The 18300-nt window shown below is 63.7% G+C and carries 20 protein-coding genes and 1 tRNA gene; 11 read left to right on the top strand and 10 right to left on the bottom strand.

Features of this window, described 5'->3' with window-relative positions:
• Position 1 precedes the first annotated feature (1 nt).
• The 7 genes from gspH to gpmA all read right to left on the bottom strand — a co-directional run bounded on the left by gspH (position 2) and on the right by gpmA (position 7978).
• Positions 2-466 (bottom strand): type II secretion system minor pseudopilin GspH, encoded by a 465-nt coding sequence (gene gspH / locus H3H37_RS09170; RefSeq protein WP_182161687.1) that lies wholly within the window; start codon positions 464-466, stop codon positions 2-4.
• Positions 467-483: 17 nt separating this feature from the next.
• Entirely contained in the window at positions 484-927 is a 444-nt protein-coding gene (gspG, locus tag H3H37_RS09165; protein WP_182161685.1) for a type II secretion system major pseudopilin GspG, read from the bottom strand.
• Between the two features lie 147 nt (positions 928-1074).
• Positions 1075-3213: an amidohydrolase family protein gene (locus H3H37_RS09160; protein ID WP_182161683.1), complete on the bottom strand. Its 2139-nt coding sequence runs from the start codon at positions 3211-3213 to the stop codon at positions 1075-1077.
• Between the two features lie 60 nt (positions 3214-3273).
• On the bottom strand, positions 3274-4038 hold the full coding sequence (locus H3H37_RS09155) for a HesA/MoeB/ThiF family protein (protein ID WP_182161681.1): 765 nt from the start codon (positions 4036-4038) through the stop codon (positions 3274-3276).
• 36 nt (positions 4039-4074) lie between these two features.
• Positions 4075-5670 (bottom strand): S41 family peptidase, encoded by a 1596-nt coding sequence (locus tag H3H37_RS09150; protein ID WP_182161679.1) that lies wholly within the window; start codon positions 5668-5670, stop codon positions 4075-4077.
• 45 nt (positions 5671-5715) lie between these two features.
• Positions 5716-7182 (bottom strand): murein hydrolase activator EnvC family protein, encoded by a 1467-nt coding sequence (locus tag H3H37_RS09145; protein WP_229218767.1) that lies wholly within the window; start codon positions 7180-7182, stop codon positions 5716-5718.
• A gap of 49 nt (positions 7183-7231) precedes the next feature.
• Positions 7232-7978 carry a 2,3-diphosphoglycerate-dependent phosphoglycerate mutase gene (gene gpmA, locus H3H37_RS09140; protein WP_182161677.1) on the bottom strand — a complete coding sequence of 249 codons (747 nt, stop codon included), beginning with the start codon at positions 7976-7978 and terminating at the stop codon, positions 7232-7234.
• A 105-nt stretch (positions 7979-8083) separates the two neighbouring features.
• Here gpmA and H3H37_RS09135 point away from each other — a divergent pair, with 105 nt between their 5' ends.
• The 5 genes from H3H37_RS09135 to H3H37_RS09115 all read left to right on the top strand — a co-directional run bounded on the left by H3H37_RS09135 (position 8084) and on the right by H3H37_RS09115 (position 11008).
• Positions 8084-8485 carry a rhodanese-like domain-containing protein gene (locus tag H3H37_RS09135; RefSeq protein ID WP_182161675.1) on the top strand — a complete coding sequence of 134 codons (402 nt, stop codon included), beginning with the start codon at positions 8084-8086 and terminating at the stop codon, positions 8483-8485.
• A 14-nt stretch (positions 8486-8499) separates the two neighbouring features.
• Positions 8500-8760: a glutaredoxin 3 gene (gene grxC, locus H3H37_RS09130; RefSeq protein ID WP_182161673.1), complete on the top strand. Its 261-nt coding sequence runs from the start codon at positions 8500-8502 to the stop codon at positions 8758-8760.
• 158 nt (positions 8761-8918) lie between these two features.
• The gene (secB, locus tag H3H37_RS09125; protein WP_182161671.1) at positions 8919-9395 is read left to right on the top strand and encodes a protein-export chaperone SecB; all 477 of its coding nucleotides are present in this window, start codon (positions 8919-8921) and stop codon (positions 9393-9395) included.
• A gap of 70 nt (positions 9396-9465) precedes the next feature.
• On the top strand, positions 9466-9909 hold the full coding sequence (locus H3H37_RS09120) for an SH3 domain-containing protein (protein ID WP_182161669.1): 444 nt from the start codon (positions 9466-9468) through the stop codon (positions 9907-9909).
• Between the two features lie 46 nt (positions 9910-9955).
• Complete coding sequence (locus H3H37_RS09115; protein WP_182161667.1) at positions 9956-11008, top strand: NAD(P)H-dependent glycerol-3-phosphate dehydrogenase; 1053 nt, start codon at positions 9956-9958, stop codon at positions 11006-11008.
• 16 nt (positions 11009-11024) lie between these two features.
• Here H3H37_RS09115 and H3H37_RS09110 read toward each other — a convergent pair whose 3' ends face one another.
• From H3H37_RS09110 to mscL, 3 genes are read right to left on the bottom strand one after another with little or no spacing between them, the layout of a single operon-like run.
• Positions 11025-11714 (bottom strand): DUF2461 domain-containing protein, encoded by a 690-nt coding sequence (locus tag H3H37_RS09110; protein ID WP_182161665.1) that lies wholly within the window; start codon positions 11712-11714, stop codon positions 11025-11027.
• A gap of 16 nt (positions 11715-11730) precedes the next feature.
• Complete coding sequence (locus tag H3H37_RS09105; protein ID WP_182161663.1) at positions 11731-12873, bottom strand: trypsin-like peptidase domain-containing protein; 1143 nt, start codon at positions 12871-12873, stop codon at positions 11731-11733.
• A 58-nt stretch (positions 12874-12931) separates the two neighbouring features.
• Complete coding sequence (gene mscL, locus H3H37_RS09100; RefSeq protein WP_311197435.1) at positions 12932-13366, bottom strand: large conductance mechanosensitive channel protein MscL; 435 nt, start codon at positions 13364-13366, stop codon at positions 12932-12934.
• A gap of 342 nt (positions 13367-13708) precedes the next feature.
• Between mscL and petA the strand changes: the two genes are divergently transcribed.
• The 6 genes from petA to H3H37_RS09070 all read left to right on the top strand — a co-directional run bounded on the left by petA (position 13709) and on the right by H3H37_RS09070 (position 17919).
• On the top strand, positions 13709-14317 hold the full coding sequence (petA, locus tag H3H37_RS09095; RefSeq protein ID WP_182161662.1) for a ubiquinol-cytochrome c reductase iron-sulfur subunit: 609 nt from the start codon (positions 13709-13711) through the stop codon (positions 14315-14317).
• Position 14318: 1 nt separating this feature from the next.
• Positions 14319-15731: a cytochrome b gene (locus H3H37_RS09090; RefSeq protein WP_182161660.1), complete on the top strand. Its 1413-nt coding sequence runs from the start codon at positions 14319-14321 to the stop codon at positions 15729-15731.
• A 33-nt stretch (positions 15732-15764) separates the two neighbouring features.
• Entirely contained in the window at positions 15765-16529 is a 765-nt protein-coding gene (locus tag H3H37_RS09085; protein ID WP_182161658.1) for a cytochrome c1, read from the top strand.
• A 121-nt stretch (positions 16530-16650) separates the two neighbouring features.
• Positions 16651-17262, top strand: coding sequence for a glutathione S-transferase N-terminal domain-containing protein (locus tag H3H37_RS09080; protein WP_017877976.1), 612 nt, complete (start codon positions 16651-16653; stop codon positions 17260-17262).
• A gap of 81 nt (positions 17263-17343) precedes the next feature.
• The gene (locus tag H3H37_RS09075; RefSeq protein ID WP_182161656.1) at positions 17344-17817 is read left to right on the top strand and encodes a ClpXP protease specificity-enhancing factor; all 474 of its coding nucleotides are present in this window, start codon (positions 17344-17346) and stop codon (positions 17815-17817) included.
• A gap of 26 nt (positions 17818-17843) precedes the next feature.
• Positions 17844-17919 (top strand) — tRNA-Thr (locus H3H37_RS09070).
• Positions 17920-18300 lie beyond the last annotated feature (381 nt).

Genomic DNA, 18300 nt, shown 5'->3' with positions numbered 1-18300 from the left:
CTCAGTCGACCGTGAAGTGGCCGATGCCATCGGCGCGGATGACGACCGAGCCGCTGTCGCTGGCCAAGGTCAGCACGAACGGCTTGTCGACCGGCTCGCGGCCGAAGGTGATCCGCAGGCTGCCGCCGGGCATGGTGGACGGCGGGTCCAGCAGCAGCGTGATGGGGGCGTGCTTGAATTCGCGCTCGCGCAACAGGTCATCACCGGTGACGGTTTGCCACTGCTGGTCGTTGCGGACCAGGAAGCGGTAGCGGTCCGGCTCCGCCTCGAACGCGATCAGGCGGTTACGCACGATGGCCTCGTCCCGCGCCAGTTGCAGCAGCAAGGCGATACGCTGGGCTTCCTGCTGCATGCCCTGCTGGCGGCTGGGCATGGCGTTGAGCGACACCAGTCCCAGCGTGACGCCCAGGATGACCATCACCACCAGCAGTTCGATCAGGGTGAACCCGCGCGGCGCGGCGCGCATGACAGCTGGCTCCCGCCTTAATTGTCCCAGGAGCCGATATCGGCATCGTCGCCGGTGCCGCCAGGCTGGCCGTCGGCGCCCAGCGAGAACACGTCCACCTCACCCTTGATGCCGGGCGACAGGTACTGGTAAGGATTACCCCAAGGGTCTTTCGGCATCTTCTCCAGGTAGCCGCCGGCCTTCCAGCCATTGGCGGCCGGACCCGTGGTGGGCTTGCTCAGCAGCGCCTGCAGGCCTTGCTCGGTGGTCGGATAGCGCTGGTTATCGAGCTTGTACAGCTTGAGCGCCTGCATCACGGTGGCGATATCGACCTTGGCCGCGGCGATTTTCGATTCGCCCGTGCGGCTGAGCAGCTTGGGCACGACCAGCGCGGCCAGCACACCCATGATGACCACCACCACCATGATTTCGATCAGCGTAAAGCCACGCGCGGCGCGGCGGGGGATGGACTGTTTTTTCATTGGACCGGCAAATGTAGGTTAAATATTTGAAAAGAATGCTGAGTATAAGGCCGAACCGGCGCGGCCAGCAAAGCCGCGCCGACGATTATGCCCGCGCCACGCTTAAAGCGCGATTAATCGCCACAGCAGGCACTGGGGCACCGGGCCTCAGTCGCGCTGGCGGGCCAGCGCTTCGATGCGGGCGCGGGCGCCGTCGTTGCCGCCGGCCGAGGCATGGTTGGTGGACACGGGCGCCAGCGCCTGCACGGCCGGCTGCTCCTGCACGAATGGCGCGATGCCGAGCGTGGCGTCGATCTCGCGCGGGTAGATCAGGTAGCCGCGCGTGATGACGGCGGCCACCTTGCGCACGTCGGCGATGTTCCTGGTCGGGTCGCCGTCCACCAGCACCAGGTCGGCCAGCTTGCCCGGCGTGATGCTACCCCGCTCATTGCTGGTGCGCGTGTAGCGCGCGCCGTTGCGGGTGGCCACCTGCAGCGCCTGGGCCGGCGTGAGGCCGGCCTTGACCAGCAACTGCAGTTCCGATTGCAGCGTGAAGCCGGCCAGGTCGTCCGTCCCGGCCACGATGGGCACGCCGGCGCGGTACAGGATGCCGACGAACTGCACCATCTTGTCATACGATTTCTGATAACGCTGGTAGGTGGCGTCGTCCGCGATCTTCATGGTGCCGACCGAGAAACCACGCTTGACGTCGGGCGGCATGTGGTCGGCCACAGGGCCGAACGGTTCGCTCATGTCGCCGTCGCGCTGCTTGAGGAAGGCGAAGGCCGACAGCGTGGGATCGATGGAGATCTGTTTTTTCGCCAATTCGGCCACGTAGTCTTTGACCGGCTTGGCATTGAAGTCCAGCCCCGCCACTTTTTCGGCCGGCAGCGTGAAGCGCTCCAGCGTGCGCGTTTCCGTGGTGGGCGTGACGAGGAAGTTCAGCAGCACCTGGTTGATGTGCTGGATTTCGTCGTAGCCCGCGTCCAGCGCCTGCTGCGCGCGCAGCCCGGCCGGGATGTGGCCCGACACGCGCATGCCGCGGCTGTGGGCATAGGCCACTGTCTCCTTGAGGATCGCCTTCGGGAACGAGTTGTAGATCTTGAGCTGCGGGTAGCCATGTTCGGCATACCAGTCGATCGCGTTCCTGGCCTGCGCCAGGTCCTTGATGACGAAACCGCCATTGGCCGAATAAGGGCTCTCGCCTTCCAGGAAACCGGCCGGCACCACCTGTGGCGCCAGCAGCGTCCCGGCGATGGTTTCATCGAGCATTTGCTGCATCTGGGCGTTGTCGTTGCCCATATCGCGCACGCTGGTCACACCAGCCGCCAGGTTCAGCGCGCCGGACCAGCGGTCCACGTGGCCGTGCATGTCGAACAGGCCGGGCAGCATGATGCGGCCGGCCGCGTCGATCTGGTTGACAGCGCCGCGCACCGGTGCGCCCGCCGGCAGCACGGCCGTGATGCGGCCGCGCAGCACGTACACGTCGGACGGCGCGCCCACGGTGGCTTTCTCGCTGTCGAACACGCGCGCGTTGCGCACCACGGTCAGGCCGGTGAGCGGATGTTGCAGCTGGGTGGCCACGTCGGCCAGCATCTTGCTCTCGGCCGCCTTCTGGCGCGCGGCCAATGCCGCGCCGTTATGCTGCCAACCCTGCTCCAGGATGGTGGCGAAACCGGGAATGACCACGCCGAACAAACGCGGTTTGGCGCCCGTGGTGGCCCAGTAGAACGACGGCGACAGGCCGATGCCCGTCTGCGCCAGCAACTGCACGGTCTGGGTTTGCGGGTGGGCCGGGTCGTCGCCCGTCACTTCCACCGTGTCGAGCACGCGCTGGCTGAGGGTGCCGGATGGCAGCAGCGGCAGCTTGCCGTCCGGTGTCGCGGCCAACGCGGTGATGTTGGCCGACACCACTTCGAAGGAGCTGTTCAGCGGCAGGTAAGCGGCCGGGCCGCTGACGGTCTTGCTGCCCTGTTCCGACGTGGCCTTCCATTGCGCCTGGTCGCCCTTGCGCTCGAAGTGTTCATTGACGGCGTTACCGAAGGTGGAGCTGCCCTTGACCGTGTATTCGGTCATGGTGCCGTCCGCGCCCACGCGGAACTGCTCCTCCAGTTCCGGGCCACGGCCATTGTCCTTGTAGCTGAAGCGCACCCTGGTCAGGCCATCGTCTTCGTGCTGCACCACTTGCTGGCCGATCTGCTTGCCGTTTTCGGCGATGATCAGGTATTGCGTGGTGCTGGCGGCATGGGCGGACGCGCCGAACGCGGCGGCCAGGGCCAGGGACAACAGGGAAAGGCGGTTCAGCATCGTGTGGGGCTCCGTTTTTTGGGGAAGGGATGGAACGTCGTCTTACATGAAATTTTTGGGCTATGCGGCCGGCGGGTGGTGGCCCGCGCACACGGGACAGTCGCCGTTGCGGGCCACGGCGATGCTGGTCCATTCCATGTGCAGGCCGTCGAGCAGCAACAGCCGGCCGGCCAGCGACTGGCCGATGCCCATGATCAGTTTGAGCGCTTCGGCCGCCTGCATGGCGCCGACCACGCCCACCAGCGGCGCGAACACGCCCATGGTGGAACAGGCCACGTCCTCGAATTTCTGATCCTGCGGGAACAGGCAGGAGTAGCACGGCTGCGCGCCGCCGCGCGGATCGAACACGCTGACCTGGCCGTCGAAGCGGATCACGGCGCCCGACACCAGCGGCTTGTTGTGGGTCACGCAGGCGCGGTTGACGGCATGGCGGGTGGCGAAGTTGTCGGTACAGTCGAGCACCACATCGGCCGCCGCCACCAGTTCGGCCAGGCGGGCGTCGTCCACCCGCTCGACCAGCGCCTCGATGACGATTTCAGGATTGATCTGCTCCAGCGTCAGGCGCGCCGAGGTGGCCTTGGGCTGGCCCACGCGCGCCGTCGTGTGGGCAATCTGGCGCTGCAGGTTGGTCAGGTCCACCGTGTCGTTGTCGACCAGGGTCAGCTTGCCCACGCCGGCCGAGGCCAGGTACATGGCGGCCGGCGAACCGAGGCCACCGGCGCCGATCACCAGCGCGTGCGCCTGCAACAGCGCGGTCTGGCCTTCAATGCCAATTTCGTCGAGAAGGATATGGCGCGAGTAGCGCAGCAGTTGCGAGTCGTTCATCGGTTGGGACTGGACCGGCACTCGCGCGCCGGCCGCTTATTTTTTGATCGGAGCGTGCTTGGTGTCGGATTTGGGATCGGCCTTGACGTCGGACTTGACCTCAGACTTGACCTCAGACTTGCCATCGGCCTTGGCGTCGGTCTTGACGGCGGGCATGGCGTCCGGCTTGGCGTCCAGCTTGGTCTCGGCCCGGGTGTCCGCTTTGGCGTCGGCCACGGCCGCGCCTTCCGCCTTGGCCAGCTTGACGGGCAAGCCCTTGAAGTGGTTCAGCGCCTGCGCCAGCTGGAAGTCGTCCTTGGAGCCATATTCGAACGGCTTTTGCTTGCGGGCCGCAGCCAGCAGACGCTGTTCTTCTTCGAGCTCGTCGCGCTTGTCGGCGCGGGCCACCACGCCTTGCGTGCCATCCTGGCCGTCGTCGCTGCCCAGGTGCTTCTGCAGGTCGGCCTCGCGCACGCGCAAGCCGTTCAGGCCATCGCCGTCGGCCGTTTCGTCCACCAGCAGGTCGGGCACGATGCCCTTGGCCTGGATCGAGCGGTTGTGCGGCGTGTAGTAGCGGGCCGTGGTGAGCTTGACGGCGGTGTCGGGCGTGAGCTGGCGCAGCGTCTGCACCGAGCCCTTGCCGAAGGTTTGCGAGCCCATGATGATGGCGCGCTTGTAGTCCTGCAGCGCGCCGGCCACGATCTCCGAAGCCGAAGCGGAACCGCCGTTGACCAGCACCACCAGCGGCACATCCTTGAGCGCGGCCGGCAGCTTGGCCAGCGGGTCGCCGCCATTACGGCCGGCGTAGAACTCGCGGCGGCCATAGAAAGTCTGTTTCGATTCGAGCAGCTGGCCGTTGGTGGACACGATCACCGCGTCCTTGGGCAGGAAGGCGGCCGACACGCCGATCGCGCCCGGCACCACGCCGCCCGGATCATTGCGCAGGTCCAGCACCATGCCCTTGATGTGCGGGTCCTGGGCGTACAGGGCGTTGATCTTCTTCGCCATGTCCTCCACGGTCGGTTCCTGGAACTGCGAGATGCGCACCCACGCGTAACCGGGTTCGATCAGCTTGGCCTTGACGCTCTGGACGCGGATTTCCTCGCGCACGATGGTCAGCGTGAGCGGCTTGTCGAGATCCTTGCGGGTGATGTTGAGCACCACCTTCGAATGGGGCTCGCCGCGCATCTTCTTGACGGCTTCATCCAGCGTGAGGCCCTTGATCGGGTTGCCGTCGATGCGGGTGATCAGGTCGCCCGCCTTGATGCCGGCCTTGAACGCTGGCGTATCCTCGATCGGCGACACCACCTTGATGTAGCCGTCCTCCATGCCCACTTCGATGCCGATGCCGACGAACTTGCCGGCCACGGTCTCGCGCATCTCCTTGAACGCCTTCTTGTCCAGGTAGACGGAATGGGGGTCGAGCGAGGACACCATGCCGGAAATGGCTTCCGTCAGCAGCTTCTTGTCGTCCACGCTTTCCACGTAGTCCGACTTGATCAGGCTGAACACATCCGACAACTGACGCAGTTCTTCCAGCGGCAGGGGCGACACGCCGGCCTTTTGGGCGATGGCGGAAAACTGCAGGGAGGCCGTGATGCCGGCCACCATGCCCAGGCCGATCAGGCCGAAACTCTTGACTTTGTTGCCCATGAAACCTCTGCGGCCGATAACGGCGGACTAAAACGGCTGAAAACGCTAGAACCGGACCCAGCCAGCCGGATCGAACGGACGGCCCTGGTGGCGAAGCTCGAAGTATAAACCTGATTCTTCGTTACCGCCGCTGTTTCCGGCGCTGGCAATGGCGTCGCCGGCCTTGACGATGTCACCGGCCCGTTTCAGCAGCGACTGGTTATTGCCATAGATGCTCATGTACTGGCCGCCGTGGTCGACGATGATGAGGTTGCCGAAGCCGCGCAGCCATTCCGCGAACACCACGCGGCCGGCGGCGATGGCGTGGATGTCCGCCCCTTCGGTGGCGCGGATGAACACGCCCTTCCAGCTAGGGCCGTCGCCACGCTTGGCGCCGAATTTGGCGGCCAGCTTGCCGGCCACGGGCGCGCGCAGTTGCCCCTTCAGCGCCTCGAACGCGCCGGCCGGCGCGGCCGGGGCCAACGCGATATCAGCTGGCTTGGCCGCCGGGGTCGTGGCAGGCTCCTCCTTCGGCTCCAGCTTGGCCTGCTGGGCGACCTTGGGCTCGTCGGCATCGATCGGTTCCAGCTTGACGGGCGGCTTGACGGGTGCCGGCGCCGGCTTGACGGCGGCGCCGGCCTTGCCGGCCTTGGCCAGGCGCTCGCGTTCGGCGCGCGCCGCCGCCTCGGCCGCGCGGGCCTTGGCCAGCGCCTGGGCCTTCGCTTCGGCGTCGGCCTTGGCCTTGGCGGCGCGGGCGGCGGCCAGTTCCTGCTGGCGGCGCTGCTCGGCGGCGGCCGCCTCGGCTTGTTCCTTGATCAGACGGGTCAGCTTGTCGACCAGGCCGGCCATGCGCTGCTCGTCCCGTTCCACATTGCCCGCCTCCTTGCGCTGGGCCGCCAGCCGCTTGGACAGCGTGGCCAGCAAGGCCGCGCGGCGGCCTTTTTCCTGCTCCAGCAGGGCTTTTTGCTGTAATTCTTCTTCCGCGATCTCGGCCAGCTCGTCCTTGGCGTTCTGCGCCTCGGCCTGGTTGGCTTCCACCGCCTTCAGATTGGCCCGCAAGGCCTCGAGCAGACGGGCTTGTGCCTGCGACACATAGGCCAGCATCTGCAAGTCGCGGTTGATGCGGTTGGGGTTGTCACCTGACAACAATAACTTGATGCGGTCCTCATTGCCCGCCACGTACTGCTGGCGCAGCAGCCGCGACAGTTGCTGCTTCTGCTGTTCGACCGTCACCACCAGCCGGTCGTGTTCGACCGACAGGCGGGCCAGCTTGTCGTTGGTGGCGGCCTGCTCGGCCGTCAGGTCGCGCAGCGTGCGGTTGGCGTCGGAAATGGCTTGCTCGGACTCGGCCAGCGTGTCGGCCGCGTCATCCTTGGCCGACTCGGTCTTGCTGATGTCGCGCTTGAGGGCGCTGAGCTTTTGCTGCAAGCCGGCGCGCTCGGCCTCGGCCGCCGCTTTCTGCTTGGCGCGTTCCGTGGTGCGGGCGTGCGCCGGGCTGCCGGCCAGGGCCAGCGACAGCAAGGCGCACAGCAGCGCAGCGACGCCGCGGCCTCGGCCGCGGGGGACTTGAGGCAGCGGCAAATTACTTGGCCTTCCCTTGGTTGGCCACGGCCGCTTGCGCCGCCGCGATGGCGGCCGCGTCGCCCAGGTAGTAGTGGCGGATCGGCTTCAGGTCGGCGTCCAGCTCGTACACCAGCGGCTGGCCGTTGGGGATGTTCAGGCCGACGATGTCCTCATCGCTGATGCCGTCGAGCATCTTGATCAGGGCGCGCAGGCTGTTGCCGTGGGCCGAGATCAGGATTTGCTTGCCGGCGCGGATGGCGGGGGCGATTTCCTCGTCCCAGGCCGGCATCACGCGGGCCACGGTGTCCTTCAGGCATTCGGTCAGCGGGATCGACGACTTGGGCAGGCCGGCGTAGCGCGGGTCGTTGAACGAGGTGCGGTCATCGTTCTCGGCCAGCGGTGGCGGCGGGGTGTCGTAGCTGCGGCGCCACACCAGCACCTGGTCGTCGCCGTACTTGGCGGCCGTTTCCGCCTTGTCCAGGCCCTGCAGGGCGCCGTAGTGACGCTCGTTGAGGCGCCAGTCATGCTTGATCGGCAGGTACATCATATCCATCGCGTCCAACGTCAGCCACAGGGTGCGGATGGCGCGCTTGAGCACCGAGGTGTAGGCCAGGTCGAAGGTGAAACCGGCTTCCTTCAGCACGGCGCCGGCCGCCTTCGCTTCGGCGATCCCCTTTTCCGTCAGATCGACGTCGGTCCAGCCGGTGAAGCGGTTCGACAGGTTCCAGGTGGATTCGCCATGGCGCATGAATACGATTTTGTACATAGGACTATCTCAAAAAGGAGTGAACGGACAGAAAAACGTGGCTAACAGAACTCTTCCAGCCTTCTATTTTATAATGCGCGCATCAACTTCAACCATTGGACCACCGTGAAATTCTTCATTGATAACATTTTCATCATCGCCATCGTGCTCGTTTCGGGCGGCGCCCTGCTGTGGCCGGCCCTCACGCAACGCGGCAAGCGCGCCTCGGCGCTGGAAGTGACCCAGTTGATTAATCGTGGTAAAGCCACCATTGTGGATGTACGCGACGCCACCGAGTTCGCCAGCGGACACTTGCCTAACGCCAAGAACATTCCGCTGGCCGACCTGGCCAAGCGCGTGGGCGAACTCGATGGCGCGAAAAGCAAAAGCGTGATCGTGGTGTGCCAGAGCGGCGCGCGCGCCGCCTCGGCCGCCGGCCTGTTGCAGAAGGCCGGTTTCGCCGATGTCGTCAATCTGGATGGTGGTGTTGCCGCGTGGAAAACCGCCGGCCTGCCGCTGTCGAAATAATGGAAGGAAGTTGCATGACCGCCCCCGTCACCCTGTATAGCACCGCCGTTTGCCCCTACTGCGTGCGCGCCGAGCGCCTGCTGGAAGCGAAAGGCGTGACCGCCATCAACAAGATCCGCGTCGACCTCGACCCGGCGCAGCGCGTGCTGATGATGGAACGCACGGGCCGCCGCACGGTGCCCCAGATTTACATCGGCGAAACCCATGTCGGCGGCTTCGACGACCTGTACGCGCTCGACCAGGCAGGCGGCCTGGACCCCTTGTTAAAAGGTTAAGCGCCCCCAAATACAACGCGAGGGCGGAAATCGTCGGTTTTTGAATTGGTTTTGATACAATTGCCCTCGCGTTTGATTTGAGCCTTCCAGAAGACCTCGCAAACAAACAAATACGGGGCGGCCACCGCCGCTCGTTTCCACTATAACGAAAGCGTTCCATGTCTGAAGAAAACCTGCAACCAGTATTCCAAATCCAACGCGTCTACCTGAAAGACATGTCGCTGGAACAACCGAATTCCCCAGCCATCTTCCTGGAACAGGAAGCACCGACCATCGAAGTGGCACTGGACGTGGGCGCCGAGCCCCTGGCCGACGGCATCTTCGAATCGACCGTGACCATCACCGTGACCGCCAAGGTCAAGGATAAAGTGGCGTTCCTGGTCGAAGGCAAGCAAGGCGGCATCTTCGAGGCACGTAACATTCCTGCCGAACAACTGGACCCACTGCTGGGTATCGGCTGCCCGAACATCGTCTACCCTTACCTGCGCGCCAACATCGCCGACGTGATCACCCGTGCCGGCTTCCCGCCCGTGCACCTGGCTGAGATCAACTTCGAAGTGTTCTACCAGCAGCGCATGGCAGCGATGGCCGAAGCGGCCGCCAAGGGCAACGGCGCCGCCACCCCAGCGAACTAAGCAAGACAGCAAGCCAGACCGGCGGGCCGCGTCACACGCGCCCGCCGGTCTGTTACCTTTAAGGCAAGCAATGACTTTTCCCCGTTGGATCGCAGGCGCCCTGCTGATGCTGGCTGCGGCCACCAGCCAGGCGTTCGACTTCAAGACGGTGGGCGCGGCCCCGGCCATTTTGTATGATGCCCCCTCCACCAAGGGCGGCAAGCTGTTCATCGTGCCACGCGGCACGCCGCTGGAAGTGGTGCTGACCTATGGCGACTGGGTCAAGGTGCGCGACCTGAGCGGCGAACTGGCCTGGACGGAAGCGAAAGGCCTGAGCGCCAAGCGCAACGTGATCGTGCGCAGCGCCAACGTCAAGATCCGCGCCACGGCCGACGACAACGGCGCCCCCGTATTCATCGCCGACAAGGGCGTGCTGCTGGAACTGGTCGAACCGGCCGCCGGCGGCTGGGTCAAGGTGCGTCACCGCGACGGCCTGACCGGCTACATCAAGAACACCGACATCTGGGGCCTGTGAGGCCCGGGCGGCATAAGGCCGCCCAATCAACGCTGCCCGAGGCGCCATGCAAGACCATCCAAACAATAAAAACGCCGTCGCGCGCCCTGTCACCGTGCTGGGCGCGGGTGCCTGGGGCACCGCCGTCGCCATCGCGCTGGCCCAGCGCCATGCCGTGCGCCTGTGGGGCCGCGACACGGCCGCCATGCAGGCCATGGCGGCGGACGGCGAAAACAAACACTACCTGCCCGGCTTCCCGTTCCCGGCCGGCCTGGCGGTCGAGCCCGATTTCGACGCGGCCCTGGCCCACGCGGCCGGCCCGGACGGCTTGCTGATCGCGGCCTGCCCCGTGGCCGGCCTGCGGCCGCTGCTGGAACAGCTGAAAACGCGCGCCATCGGCAACCTCGTGTGGCTGTGCAAGGGCTTCGAATACGGCACCGGCCTGCTGCCGCACCAGATCGTGCGCCAGGTGCTGGGCGACACGGTGCCGGCCGGCGCCCTGTCCGGCCCCTCGTTCGCGCAGGAAGTGGCGCGCGGCCTGCCGTGCGCGCTGACCATCGCCTCCGACTCGGCGCCGCTGCGCGAAGCGGTCGTCTCGGCCGTCCATGGCGGCAATATCCGCGTCTATGGCAGCACCGACCTGGTGGGGGTGGAAGTGGGCGGCGCCGTCAAGAACATCCTGGCCATCGCCACCGGCGTGGCCGACGGCCTGGGCCTGGGTTTGAACGCGCGCGCGGCACTGATCACGCGCGGGCTGGCGGAGATCACGCGCTTGGGCACCCGCCTGGGTGGCCAAGTGGAAACGTTCATGGGCCTGACCGGCATGGGCGACCTGATTTTGACGTGCACGGGCGACCTGTCGCGCAACCGGCGCGTGGGCCTGGGCTTGTCGCAGGATAAGCCGCTGGACCAGATCGTGCAGGAGCTGGGCCACGTGGCCGAAGGCGTGCCGTGCGCCAAGGCCGTGCGCGAACTGGCTGGCAAGCTGGGCGTGGACATGCCGATCACCAATGCCGTGGCCGGCGTGCTGTTCGACGGCGTACCGCCCAAGGCCATGGTGGCGCGCCTGCTGGCGCGCGACCCGCGCGACGAGAAGATCGCCCCGGCCAGCCCTAACTAGGTTTGTTGGGGCTGCCTTATTCGGCCGCTTCTTCCTCTTTCGCCTGCCGCATCCATGTCACCAGCGGGAACGCATCCTGCATGCCGCTGGCGATGGTGGGCACCAGCTGCTCCGGCTGGTTGATCGGCAAATCGATCTCGGTCCACACGAAGAAACTCTTGAGCTTGATGTATTCGATGTGCTCGGCCTCGGGATCGAAACCCTTGGGCGGGCGCATCAGCTTGCCCTCGTTCTGGATGTCGCCAAAGGTGGCGCGCAGGCGCTTGTTCTTGAGCACCTTGGTGAAGCCGGCCGCGTCATCGACCATCAGCTGGCGCAGGGCGCGCAGCCGGCCCGGCGGCGGCATGTACTCGCCGGCGCCGAACAGCAGCTTGCCGTTGCCATCCATCTGGAAATAATACGTGGGGCCACCCGCCTTGCTGGGCCGGCGCATGTCGTTCGGCGCGATGGCGGCCGAGAAACGGGTTTTGTACGGGCTCTTGTCGTGGGCGAAGCGCACGTCGCGGTTGATGCGGAACATGGCCTTCTTGGGATTGCAGAACTTGACGGCCGGATCGAACTTGCCCAGCGCGGCGATCAGCTCCGTCACCACTTGCAGGAATTCCTCGCGCAGGATGTCGTAGCGCGGCTTGTTCATGATGAACCAGGGTCGGTTGTTGTTCTCTTCCAGTTCTTGGAGGTAGCGGGTCAGGTCGCGCAGGTGCATGCAGGTTCCGGTAAGGTTATTTGACGCCGGCCGGCCGCTTGCCCACCACGATGTCGAGTGTGGTTTCGCGGCTCTTGCGCAGCACCGTCATTTTGGCGTTGCCGCCCGGCGTGAGCTGGGCGATCAGGTTCAGCACTTCGTTGGTGTCGGCCACGGGCCGCCCTTCCACCGACAACAGGATGTCGCCCGGCTTCATGCCGCCCTTGTCGGCCGGGCCGTTGCGCACCACGCCGGCGATGATGGCGCCGCTCTGCCGGCTCAGGCCGAAGCTTTCCGCCAGTTCCGGCGTGATCTCCTGGGTTTCCACCCCGATCCAGCCGCGCACCACGTGGCCGGACTTGATGATCGCTTCCATCACGGAGCGGGCTGTGGAGACGGGAATGGCGAAGCCGATGCCGACCGAGCCGCCCGTCTGCGAATAGATGGCGGAGTTGATGCCCAGCAGGTTGCCGTTGGTGTCGATCAGCGCGCCGCCCGAGTTGCCGAAGTTGATGGCGGCGTCGGTCTGGATGAAGTTCTCGAAGTGATTGATGTGCAGGTTGTTGCGGCCCAGCGCGGAGATGATGCCCATGGTGACGGTCTGCCCCACGCCGAACGGGTTGCCGATGGCCAGCACCACGTCACCCACCTGGGCTTGCTCGGGCTGGCCCAGCACGATCACGGGCAGCTTGTCGAGGCCGATCTTGATGACGGCCAGGTCCGTTTCCGGGTCCGTGCCCACCACCTTGGCGGCCGATTTGCGGCCATCGGCCAGCACCACTTCGATCTCATCGGCCGCCTCCACCACGTGGTTGTTGGTCAGGATGTAGCCTTCCGGGCTGACGATGACGCCCGAGCCCAGGCTCGATTCCTCATCGTCCGGCTCGCCGTCGCGGTCGCCGAAGAATTTCTTGAAGAACGGGTCGCGCAGCAAATGCTTGCCGCGCCGCGGCGCCTTGCTGGTGAGGATGTTGACCACGGCCGGCATGGCGCGCGCAGCCGCCAGCCGGTAGCTGCCCGAGGTATGGGCCGACGAGGTGGACAGCGCCAGCGCCGGCGCCGGGCCGGCGGACATGGGAACCCGTCCACCGACGCCCCCGTTGCCCAGGGCCGTATAGACGAAATACAGTGCCAGTACGATGGTCACCGTTTGCGCAAACAATAACCACAGTCGTCGCATAGCGTTTCTATCAGGTGGACATGCCGCGCCTTCAAGTAGGGGCGGGCATGGCCGGGGTCTAGCGGTTCTTCAGGGCGTCGCGGATCTCGCGCAACAACACCACGTCTTCCGGCGTGGCCGGCGGTGCTTCCGGCTCGGCCGGCTTGGCGGTTTCCGTCAGATGACGGGCCTTGTTCATCAGGCGTACCATCTGGAAGATCACGAACGCCAGTATCACGAAGTTTAGCAGGATGGTGGCGAAGTTACCGTACGCGAAAACAGCCCCCAGCTTCTTCGCCTCCACCAGGCTCAGGGTCGGGTTCTGGCCATTGAGCGGCAGATAATAGTTGGCGAAATCGAGGCCGCCGAACAGCTTGCCGATGGGCGGCATGATGATGTCTTGCACCAGGGAATCGACGATCTTGCCGAACGCGCCGCCGATGATCACGCCGACGGCCAGGTCGACCACGTTGCCCTTCATGGCGAACTCTTTGAATTCCTGCATCATTGCCATCTTTTTATCCTCGCTGTGTGGTCAATTTTGAACAAAGTTGCATCTGGATCATACTATTGTTTCAATAAGAAGCCAAACAAGGCACACAGTTGCACGCAACGCATGAAATTTGCGCTATAAGCTTGATTTGCGTCAATTGGACGAGGCAGGCGCACCCACTTCGGGATGGGGTGGGGGAAATTCAAGTCCTGAGTGGCCTCGGCTTGATCTCACTTACGGTCTGAGCAACGTTTTTGCTTTAACTCGCAACACGGTTCAAATATAATTTAAGGTTATTAGCGGCTATCTTAGCGCATCGTAAGCTTTCGCGTTTTGTTCGCATTTTGACTGATTGGGGTTTGTATGAGTAACGAAAAGCAGGTCGATTCCGGCCGACGTGGCTTGCTCGTCGCCACGTGTGCGGCGGGCAGTGTGGTCGGTGTAGGCACCGCAGGGGCCTTGGTAAGTACCTTCCAGCCGTCGGAGCGGGCGAAAGCCGCCGGCGCGCCGGTGGAAGTGGATATCTCTACCCTCAATCCGGGCGAGATGAAGACGGTGGAATGGCGCGGCAAACCGGTGTGGATCCTGCGCCGCACGCCGGAAATGATCGCCTCGCTCAAGCAAACGGATGGCAAGGTGGCCGACGCCGAATCGAAGCGTAACCCGGCCGAATTCACGCCCGAGTACGCACGCAACGAATGGCGCTCGATCAAGCCGGAAATCCTGGTGGCCGTCGGCATCTGCACCCACCTCGGTTGCTCGCCCTCGTCCAAGTTCGCGCCCGGTCCGCAGCCCTCGCTGCCCGACGACTGGGCCGGCGGCTTCCTGTGCCCGTGCCACGGCTCGACCTTCGACCTGGCCGGCCGCGTGTTCAAGAACAAACCCGCACCGGACAACCTGCAAGTGCCGCGCCACATGTATCTGAGCGACACCAAACTGGTCATCGGTAAAGACGAAAAGGGCGAGGCATAATATGGCGGCTTTCAAAGAAACCAAATTCCCCGCCGACGCACCGGTGGCGCAAAAGGCGCTGGGCTGGGTCGACGACCGCTTCCCGCTGACCAAGCTGTGGAACGACCAATGGGGCAAGTACTACGCTCCGAAAAACTTCAACTTCTGGTACATCTTCGGTTCGCTGGCCATGCTGGTGCTGGTGCTGCAGATCGTCACCGGTATCTTCCTGACCATGCACTACAAGCCGGACGCCAACCTGGCCTTCGGTTCGGTCGAATACATCATGCGTGAAGTCCCATGGGGCTGGCTGGTGCGCTACATGCACTCGACCGGCGCCTCGTCGTTCTTCATCATCGTCTACCTGCACATGACGCGCGGCCTGATGTACGGTTCCTACCGCAAGCCACGCGAACTGATCTGGCTGTTCGGTTTCGCCATCTTCCTGTGCCTGATGGCCGAAGCGTTCTTCGGCTACCTGCTGCCATGGGGCCAGATGTCGTACTGGGGCGCACAGGTGATCGTCAACCTGTTCGGCGCCATCCCGTTCATCGGCCCTGACCTGTCGCTGTGGATCCGCGGCGACTACGTGGTGTCCGACGCCACCCTGAACCGCTTCTTCGCGTTCCACGTGATCGCCATCCCGCTGGTGCTGCTGGGTCTGGTGGCTGCCCACCTGATCGCGCTGCACGAGATCGGTTCGAGCAACCCGGACGGCATCGAAGTGAAGGAAAACCTGGGCCCGGACGGCCACCCGGTCGATTCCATCCCGTCGCACCCGTACTACACCGTGCACGACCTGTTCGGCGTGTCCGTATTCCTGACCATCTTCAGCGCCGTGGTGTTCTTCGCGCCGGAAATGGGCGGCTACTTCCTGGAGTACAACAACTTCCTGCCGGGCGACTCGCTCAAGACCCCGCTGCACATCGCCCCGACCTGGTACTTCACGCCGTTCTACTCGGTGCTGCGCGCCACCACGGCCGACTTCATGTACGTGCTGATGTTCGCCACGGCCGCCTATGTGTCGTTCGTGTGGCTCAAGTCGCGCCTGCCAAGCAAGGTCAAGGCAGCCATCGCCGGTATCGCTCTGCTGGCCATCATCGGCATGCTGCCGCAGGTGCTGGACGCGAAATTCTGGGGTGTGGTGTTCTTCGGCGGTTCGGTCGTGATCCTGGCGTTCCTGCCATGGCTGGACCACTCGCCGGTGAAGTCGATCCGCTACCGTCCTGACTGGCACAAATATGTGTACATGCTGTTCGGCCTGTCGTTCCTGACCCTGGGCTACCTGGGCACCCAGCCGCCGACCGAAACCAAGACCATGATTTCGCAGGTTTGCACGCTGTTCTACTTCAGCTTCTTCCTGCTGATGCCGTGGTGGAGCACCATGGGTAGCTTCAAGAAAGTGCCGGACCGTGTGACGTTCCACGCGCACTAAGCCGACCCACGCTCAGCACACAAAGGACATTACATGAATTTCACGAAGAAATTGCTCGCCATGCTGGCCCTGCTGCCAGGCCTGGCACTGGCCAACGAGGGTGGCTATCCGCTGGACAAGGCGCCTGACCGTTCCAACAACATGGCCGCCCTGCAAAACGGCGCCAAGCTGTTCGTCAACTATTGCCTGAACTGCCACAACGCCTCCTCCATGCGCTACAACCGCCTGAAGGACCTGGGCCTGTCGGAAGACCAGATCAAGGCCAACCTGCTGTTCACCGGCGAAAAAGTGGGCGACATGATGGTCACCACCATGAATCCGAAAGATGCGAAAGCATGGTTCGGCGTGGTGCCGCCCGACCTGTCCGTGATCGCCCGCGCCAAGGCGTCGGGCGCCGGCACCGGCGGCGACTACCTGTACACCTACCTGCGCACCTTCTACAAGGATGACACCCGCCCGACCGGCTGGAACAACCTGGTGCTGGCCAACGTGGCCATGCCGCACATCCTGTGGGAACTGCAAGGCGTGCAGACCGCCAAGATGGAAGAGATCGACGATCCGCATGAACCGGGCAAGAAAATCCACCATTTCGTCGGCTTCGAGCAAGTCACGCCGGGTAAGCTGTCCAAGATCGAGTATGATACGGCCGTCGCCGATCTGGTAGGCTACATGGAATGGATGGCTGAACCAGCCCAGGGTACCCGCAAGCGCCTCGGCGTGGCGGTGGTGATGTTCATGTCGCTGTTTGCCTTGCTGGCATGGCGCCTGAACGCCTCCTACTGGAAAGAAGTCAAATAAAATAAGTTTGTGCGCCGCCGCGCAGGTGGCGGCGCATGTGTTTGCGTGGCCCGCGTTGGCGGGCGATCCAGGGTGATCCGATTTTCGGATTCACCCTCTTTGTTTCTAAGGAACTATAAAAATGATGGTTCTCTATTCGGGTACGACCTGCCCATTTTCCCAGCGCTGCCGCCTGGTCCTGTTTGAAAAAGGCATGGACTTCGAGGTGCGCGATGTCGACCTGTTCAACAAGCCGGAAGACATTTCGACCATGAATCCGTATGGTCAGGTGCCTATCCTGGTCGAGCGCGAACTGATCCTGTACGAATCGAACATCATCAACGAGTACATCGACGAGCGCTTCCCGCACCCGCAGCTGATGCCGGCCGACCCGCTGATGCGCGCTCGCGCCCGTTTGATGCTGTTCAACTTCGAGAAGGAGTTGTTCGTCCACGTGCACGTGCTCGAAAGCGAGCGCGCAAAGGGCAACGACAAGAGCCACGACAAGGCGCGCGCGGAAATCCGCGACCGCCTGACGACGCTGGCGCCGCTGTTCCTGAAGAACAAGTACATGCTGGGCGACGAGTTCTCCATGCTGGACGTGGCCGTGGCCCCGCTGCTGTGGCGCCTCGACCATTACGGCATCGAACTGTCGAAGACGGCCGCGCCGCTGATGAAGTACGCCGAGCGCATCTTCTCGCGTCCCGCCTACATCGAAGCGCTGACCCCGTCGGAAAAGGTCATGCGCCGCTAAGCGGACGCCGACCGCCTCACTCGAAGTATCGGCGCGCCTTGGCCCCCCGGGGCGGCGCGCCGCGTTTTACTGCAGACTTATATGTCCGAAATCTCAACCAAGCCCTACATGCTGCGCGCCATCTACGAATGGTGCACCGATAGCGGCTACACCCCGTATCTGGCCGTCAAGGTCGATGGCGCGACCACGGTCCCGATGGAATATGTGAAGAAGGGCGAGATCGTCCTCAACATCAGCTTCGGCGCCACCTCCGGCCTCAAGATGGACAACGACAGCATCCGCTTCCACGCCCGTTTCGGCGGCGTCTCGCGCGAGATCTTCGTCCCGGTCAACAACGTGATGGCCATCTACGCCAACGAAAACGGCCAGGGCATGGCGTTCGAAACCCAGCTCAACTACGCTGAACCGGCGCCGGAACCGGCCCCGTCCGCACCGTCGCTGGCCGCCGTGCCACCGGCCCAAAGCGAGCCCGACAGCACCTCCGCCGGTGCTCCGGACGACGATACCGACCCGCCCAAAAAGGGTGGCCGCCCCACCCTTACGCGGATTAAATAAGCTATAATCCGCACCGTACAAGTTTCGCCGACTTAGCTCATTTGGTAGAGCAGTTGATTTGTAATCATCAGGTGGCCAGTTCGAAACCGGCAGTCGGCACCAAAAATAGACAGAAAAAACAAAGGGTTACATGCCAATGCATGTAACCCTTTTTTCTATTTGCCGATCTTCTGGGGTTATGTAACCGCTATGTAACCCAGTTTGATAAATAAAGTACCCTGCCGTTGTCCCGATACAACATAGTAAGCGAGGAAGACCAGCGCCAGCAATTGCCGCTTCCCTAGGTATTCCGGCAGCCCAATTGCGCGGATTCTGACAACTTAACCCCCTCCTTACAGACAACTATTGCAACTGATTGTTAATTTGCATTGAAAATTGACCCATCTTCCCCACGAATTTGCAACGGAATCTGACCCACGTTCATAGCACAATCCTTCCTGTCCTTTCGACAGGAGATCGGAGTGATCGACGTGGCTTTACTAG

This window comes from Rugamonas brunnea, assembly GCF_014042345.1.
GTDB lineage: Bacteria > Pseudomonadota > Gammaproteobacteria > Burkholderiales > Burkholderiaceae_D > Rugamonas > Rugamonas brunnea.
The sequence above is the reverse complement of the archived record's forward strand: the minus strand, read 5'-3'. Positions and strand labels throughout refer to the sequence as shown.

Bases quoted from the DNA above. Each gene is read 5' to 3' on its own strand.
- H3H37_RS09120 (WP_182161669.1), top strand. From the start codon at position 9,466: ATGACTTTTCCCCGTTGGATCGCAGGCGCCCTGCTGATGCTGGCTGCG.
- H3H37_RS09155 (WP_182161681.1), bottom strand. From the start codon at position 4,038: ATGAACGACTCGCAACTGCTGCGCTACTCGCGCCATATCCTTCTCGAC.
- H3H37_RS09110 (WP_182161665.1), bottom strand. From the start codon at position 11,714: ATGCACCTGCGCGACCTGACCCGCTACCTCCAAGAACTGGAAGAGAAC.
- H3H37_RS09160 (WP_182161683.1), bottom strand. From the start codon at position 3,213: ATGCTGAACCGCCTTTCCCTGTTGTCCCTGGCCCTGGCCGCCGCGTTC.
- H3H37_RS09105 (WP_182161663.1), bottom strand. From the start codon at position 12,873: ATGCGACGACTGTGGTTATTGTTTGCGCAAACGGTGACCATCGTACTG.
- mscL (WP_311197435.1), bottom strand. From the start codon at position 13,366: ATGGCAATGATGCAGGAATTCAAAGAGTTCGCCATGAAGGGCAACGTG.
- secB (WP_182161671.1), top strand. From the start codon at position 8,919: ATGTCTGAAGAAAACCTGCAACCAGTATTCCAAATCCAACGCGTCTAC.
- petA (WP_182161662.1), top strand. From the start codon at position 13,709: ATGAGTAACGAAAAGCAGGTCGATTCCGGCCGACGTGGCTTGCTCGTC.
- grxC (WP_182161673.1), top strand. From the start codon at position 8,500: ATGACCGCCCCCGTCACCCTGTATAGCACCGCCGTTTGCCCCTACTGC.
- H3H37_RS09085 (WP_182161658.1), top strand. From the start codon at position 15,765: ATGAATTTCACGAAGAAATTGCTCGCCATGCTGGCCCTGCTGCCAGGC.
- gspG (WP_182161685.1), bottom strand. From the start codon at position 927: ATGAAAAAACAGTCCATCCCCCGCCGCGCCGCGCGTGGCTTTACGCTG.
- gspH (WP_182161687.1), bottom strand. From the start codon at position 466: ATGCGCGCCGCGCCGCGCGGGTTCACCCTGATCGAACTGCTGGTGGTG.
- H3H37_RS09090 (WP_182161660.1), top strand. From the start codon at position 14,319: ATGGCGGCTTTCAAAGAAACCAAATTCCCCGCCGACGCACCGGTGGCG.
- H3H37_RS09080 (WP_017877976.1), top strand. From the start codon at position 16,651: ATGATGGTTCTCTATTCGGGTACGACCTGCCCATTTTCCCAGCGCTGC.
- H3H37_RS09075 (WP_182161656.1), top strand. From the start codon at position 17,344: ATGTCCGAAATCTCAACCAAGCCCTACATGCTGCGCGCCATCTACGAA.
- gpmA (WP_182161677.1), bottom strand. From the start codon at position 7,978: ATGTACAAAATCGTATTCATGCGCCATGGCGAATCCACCTGGAACCTG.
- H3H37_RS09150 (WP_182161679.1), bottom strand. From the start codon at position 5,670: ATGGGCAACAAAGTCAAGAGTTTCGGCCTGATCGGCCTGGGCATGGTG.
- H3H37_RS09115 (WP_182161667.1), top strand. From the start codon at position 9,956: ATGCAAGACCATCCAAACAATAAAAACGCCGTCGCGCGCCCTGTCACC.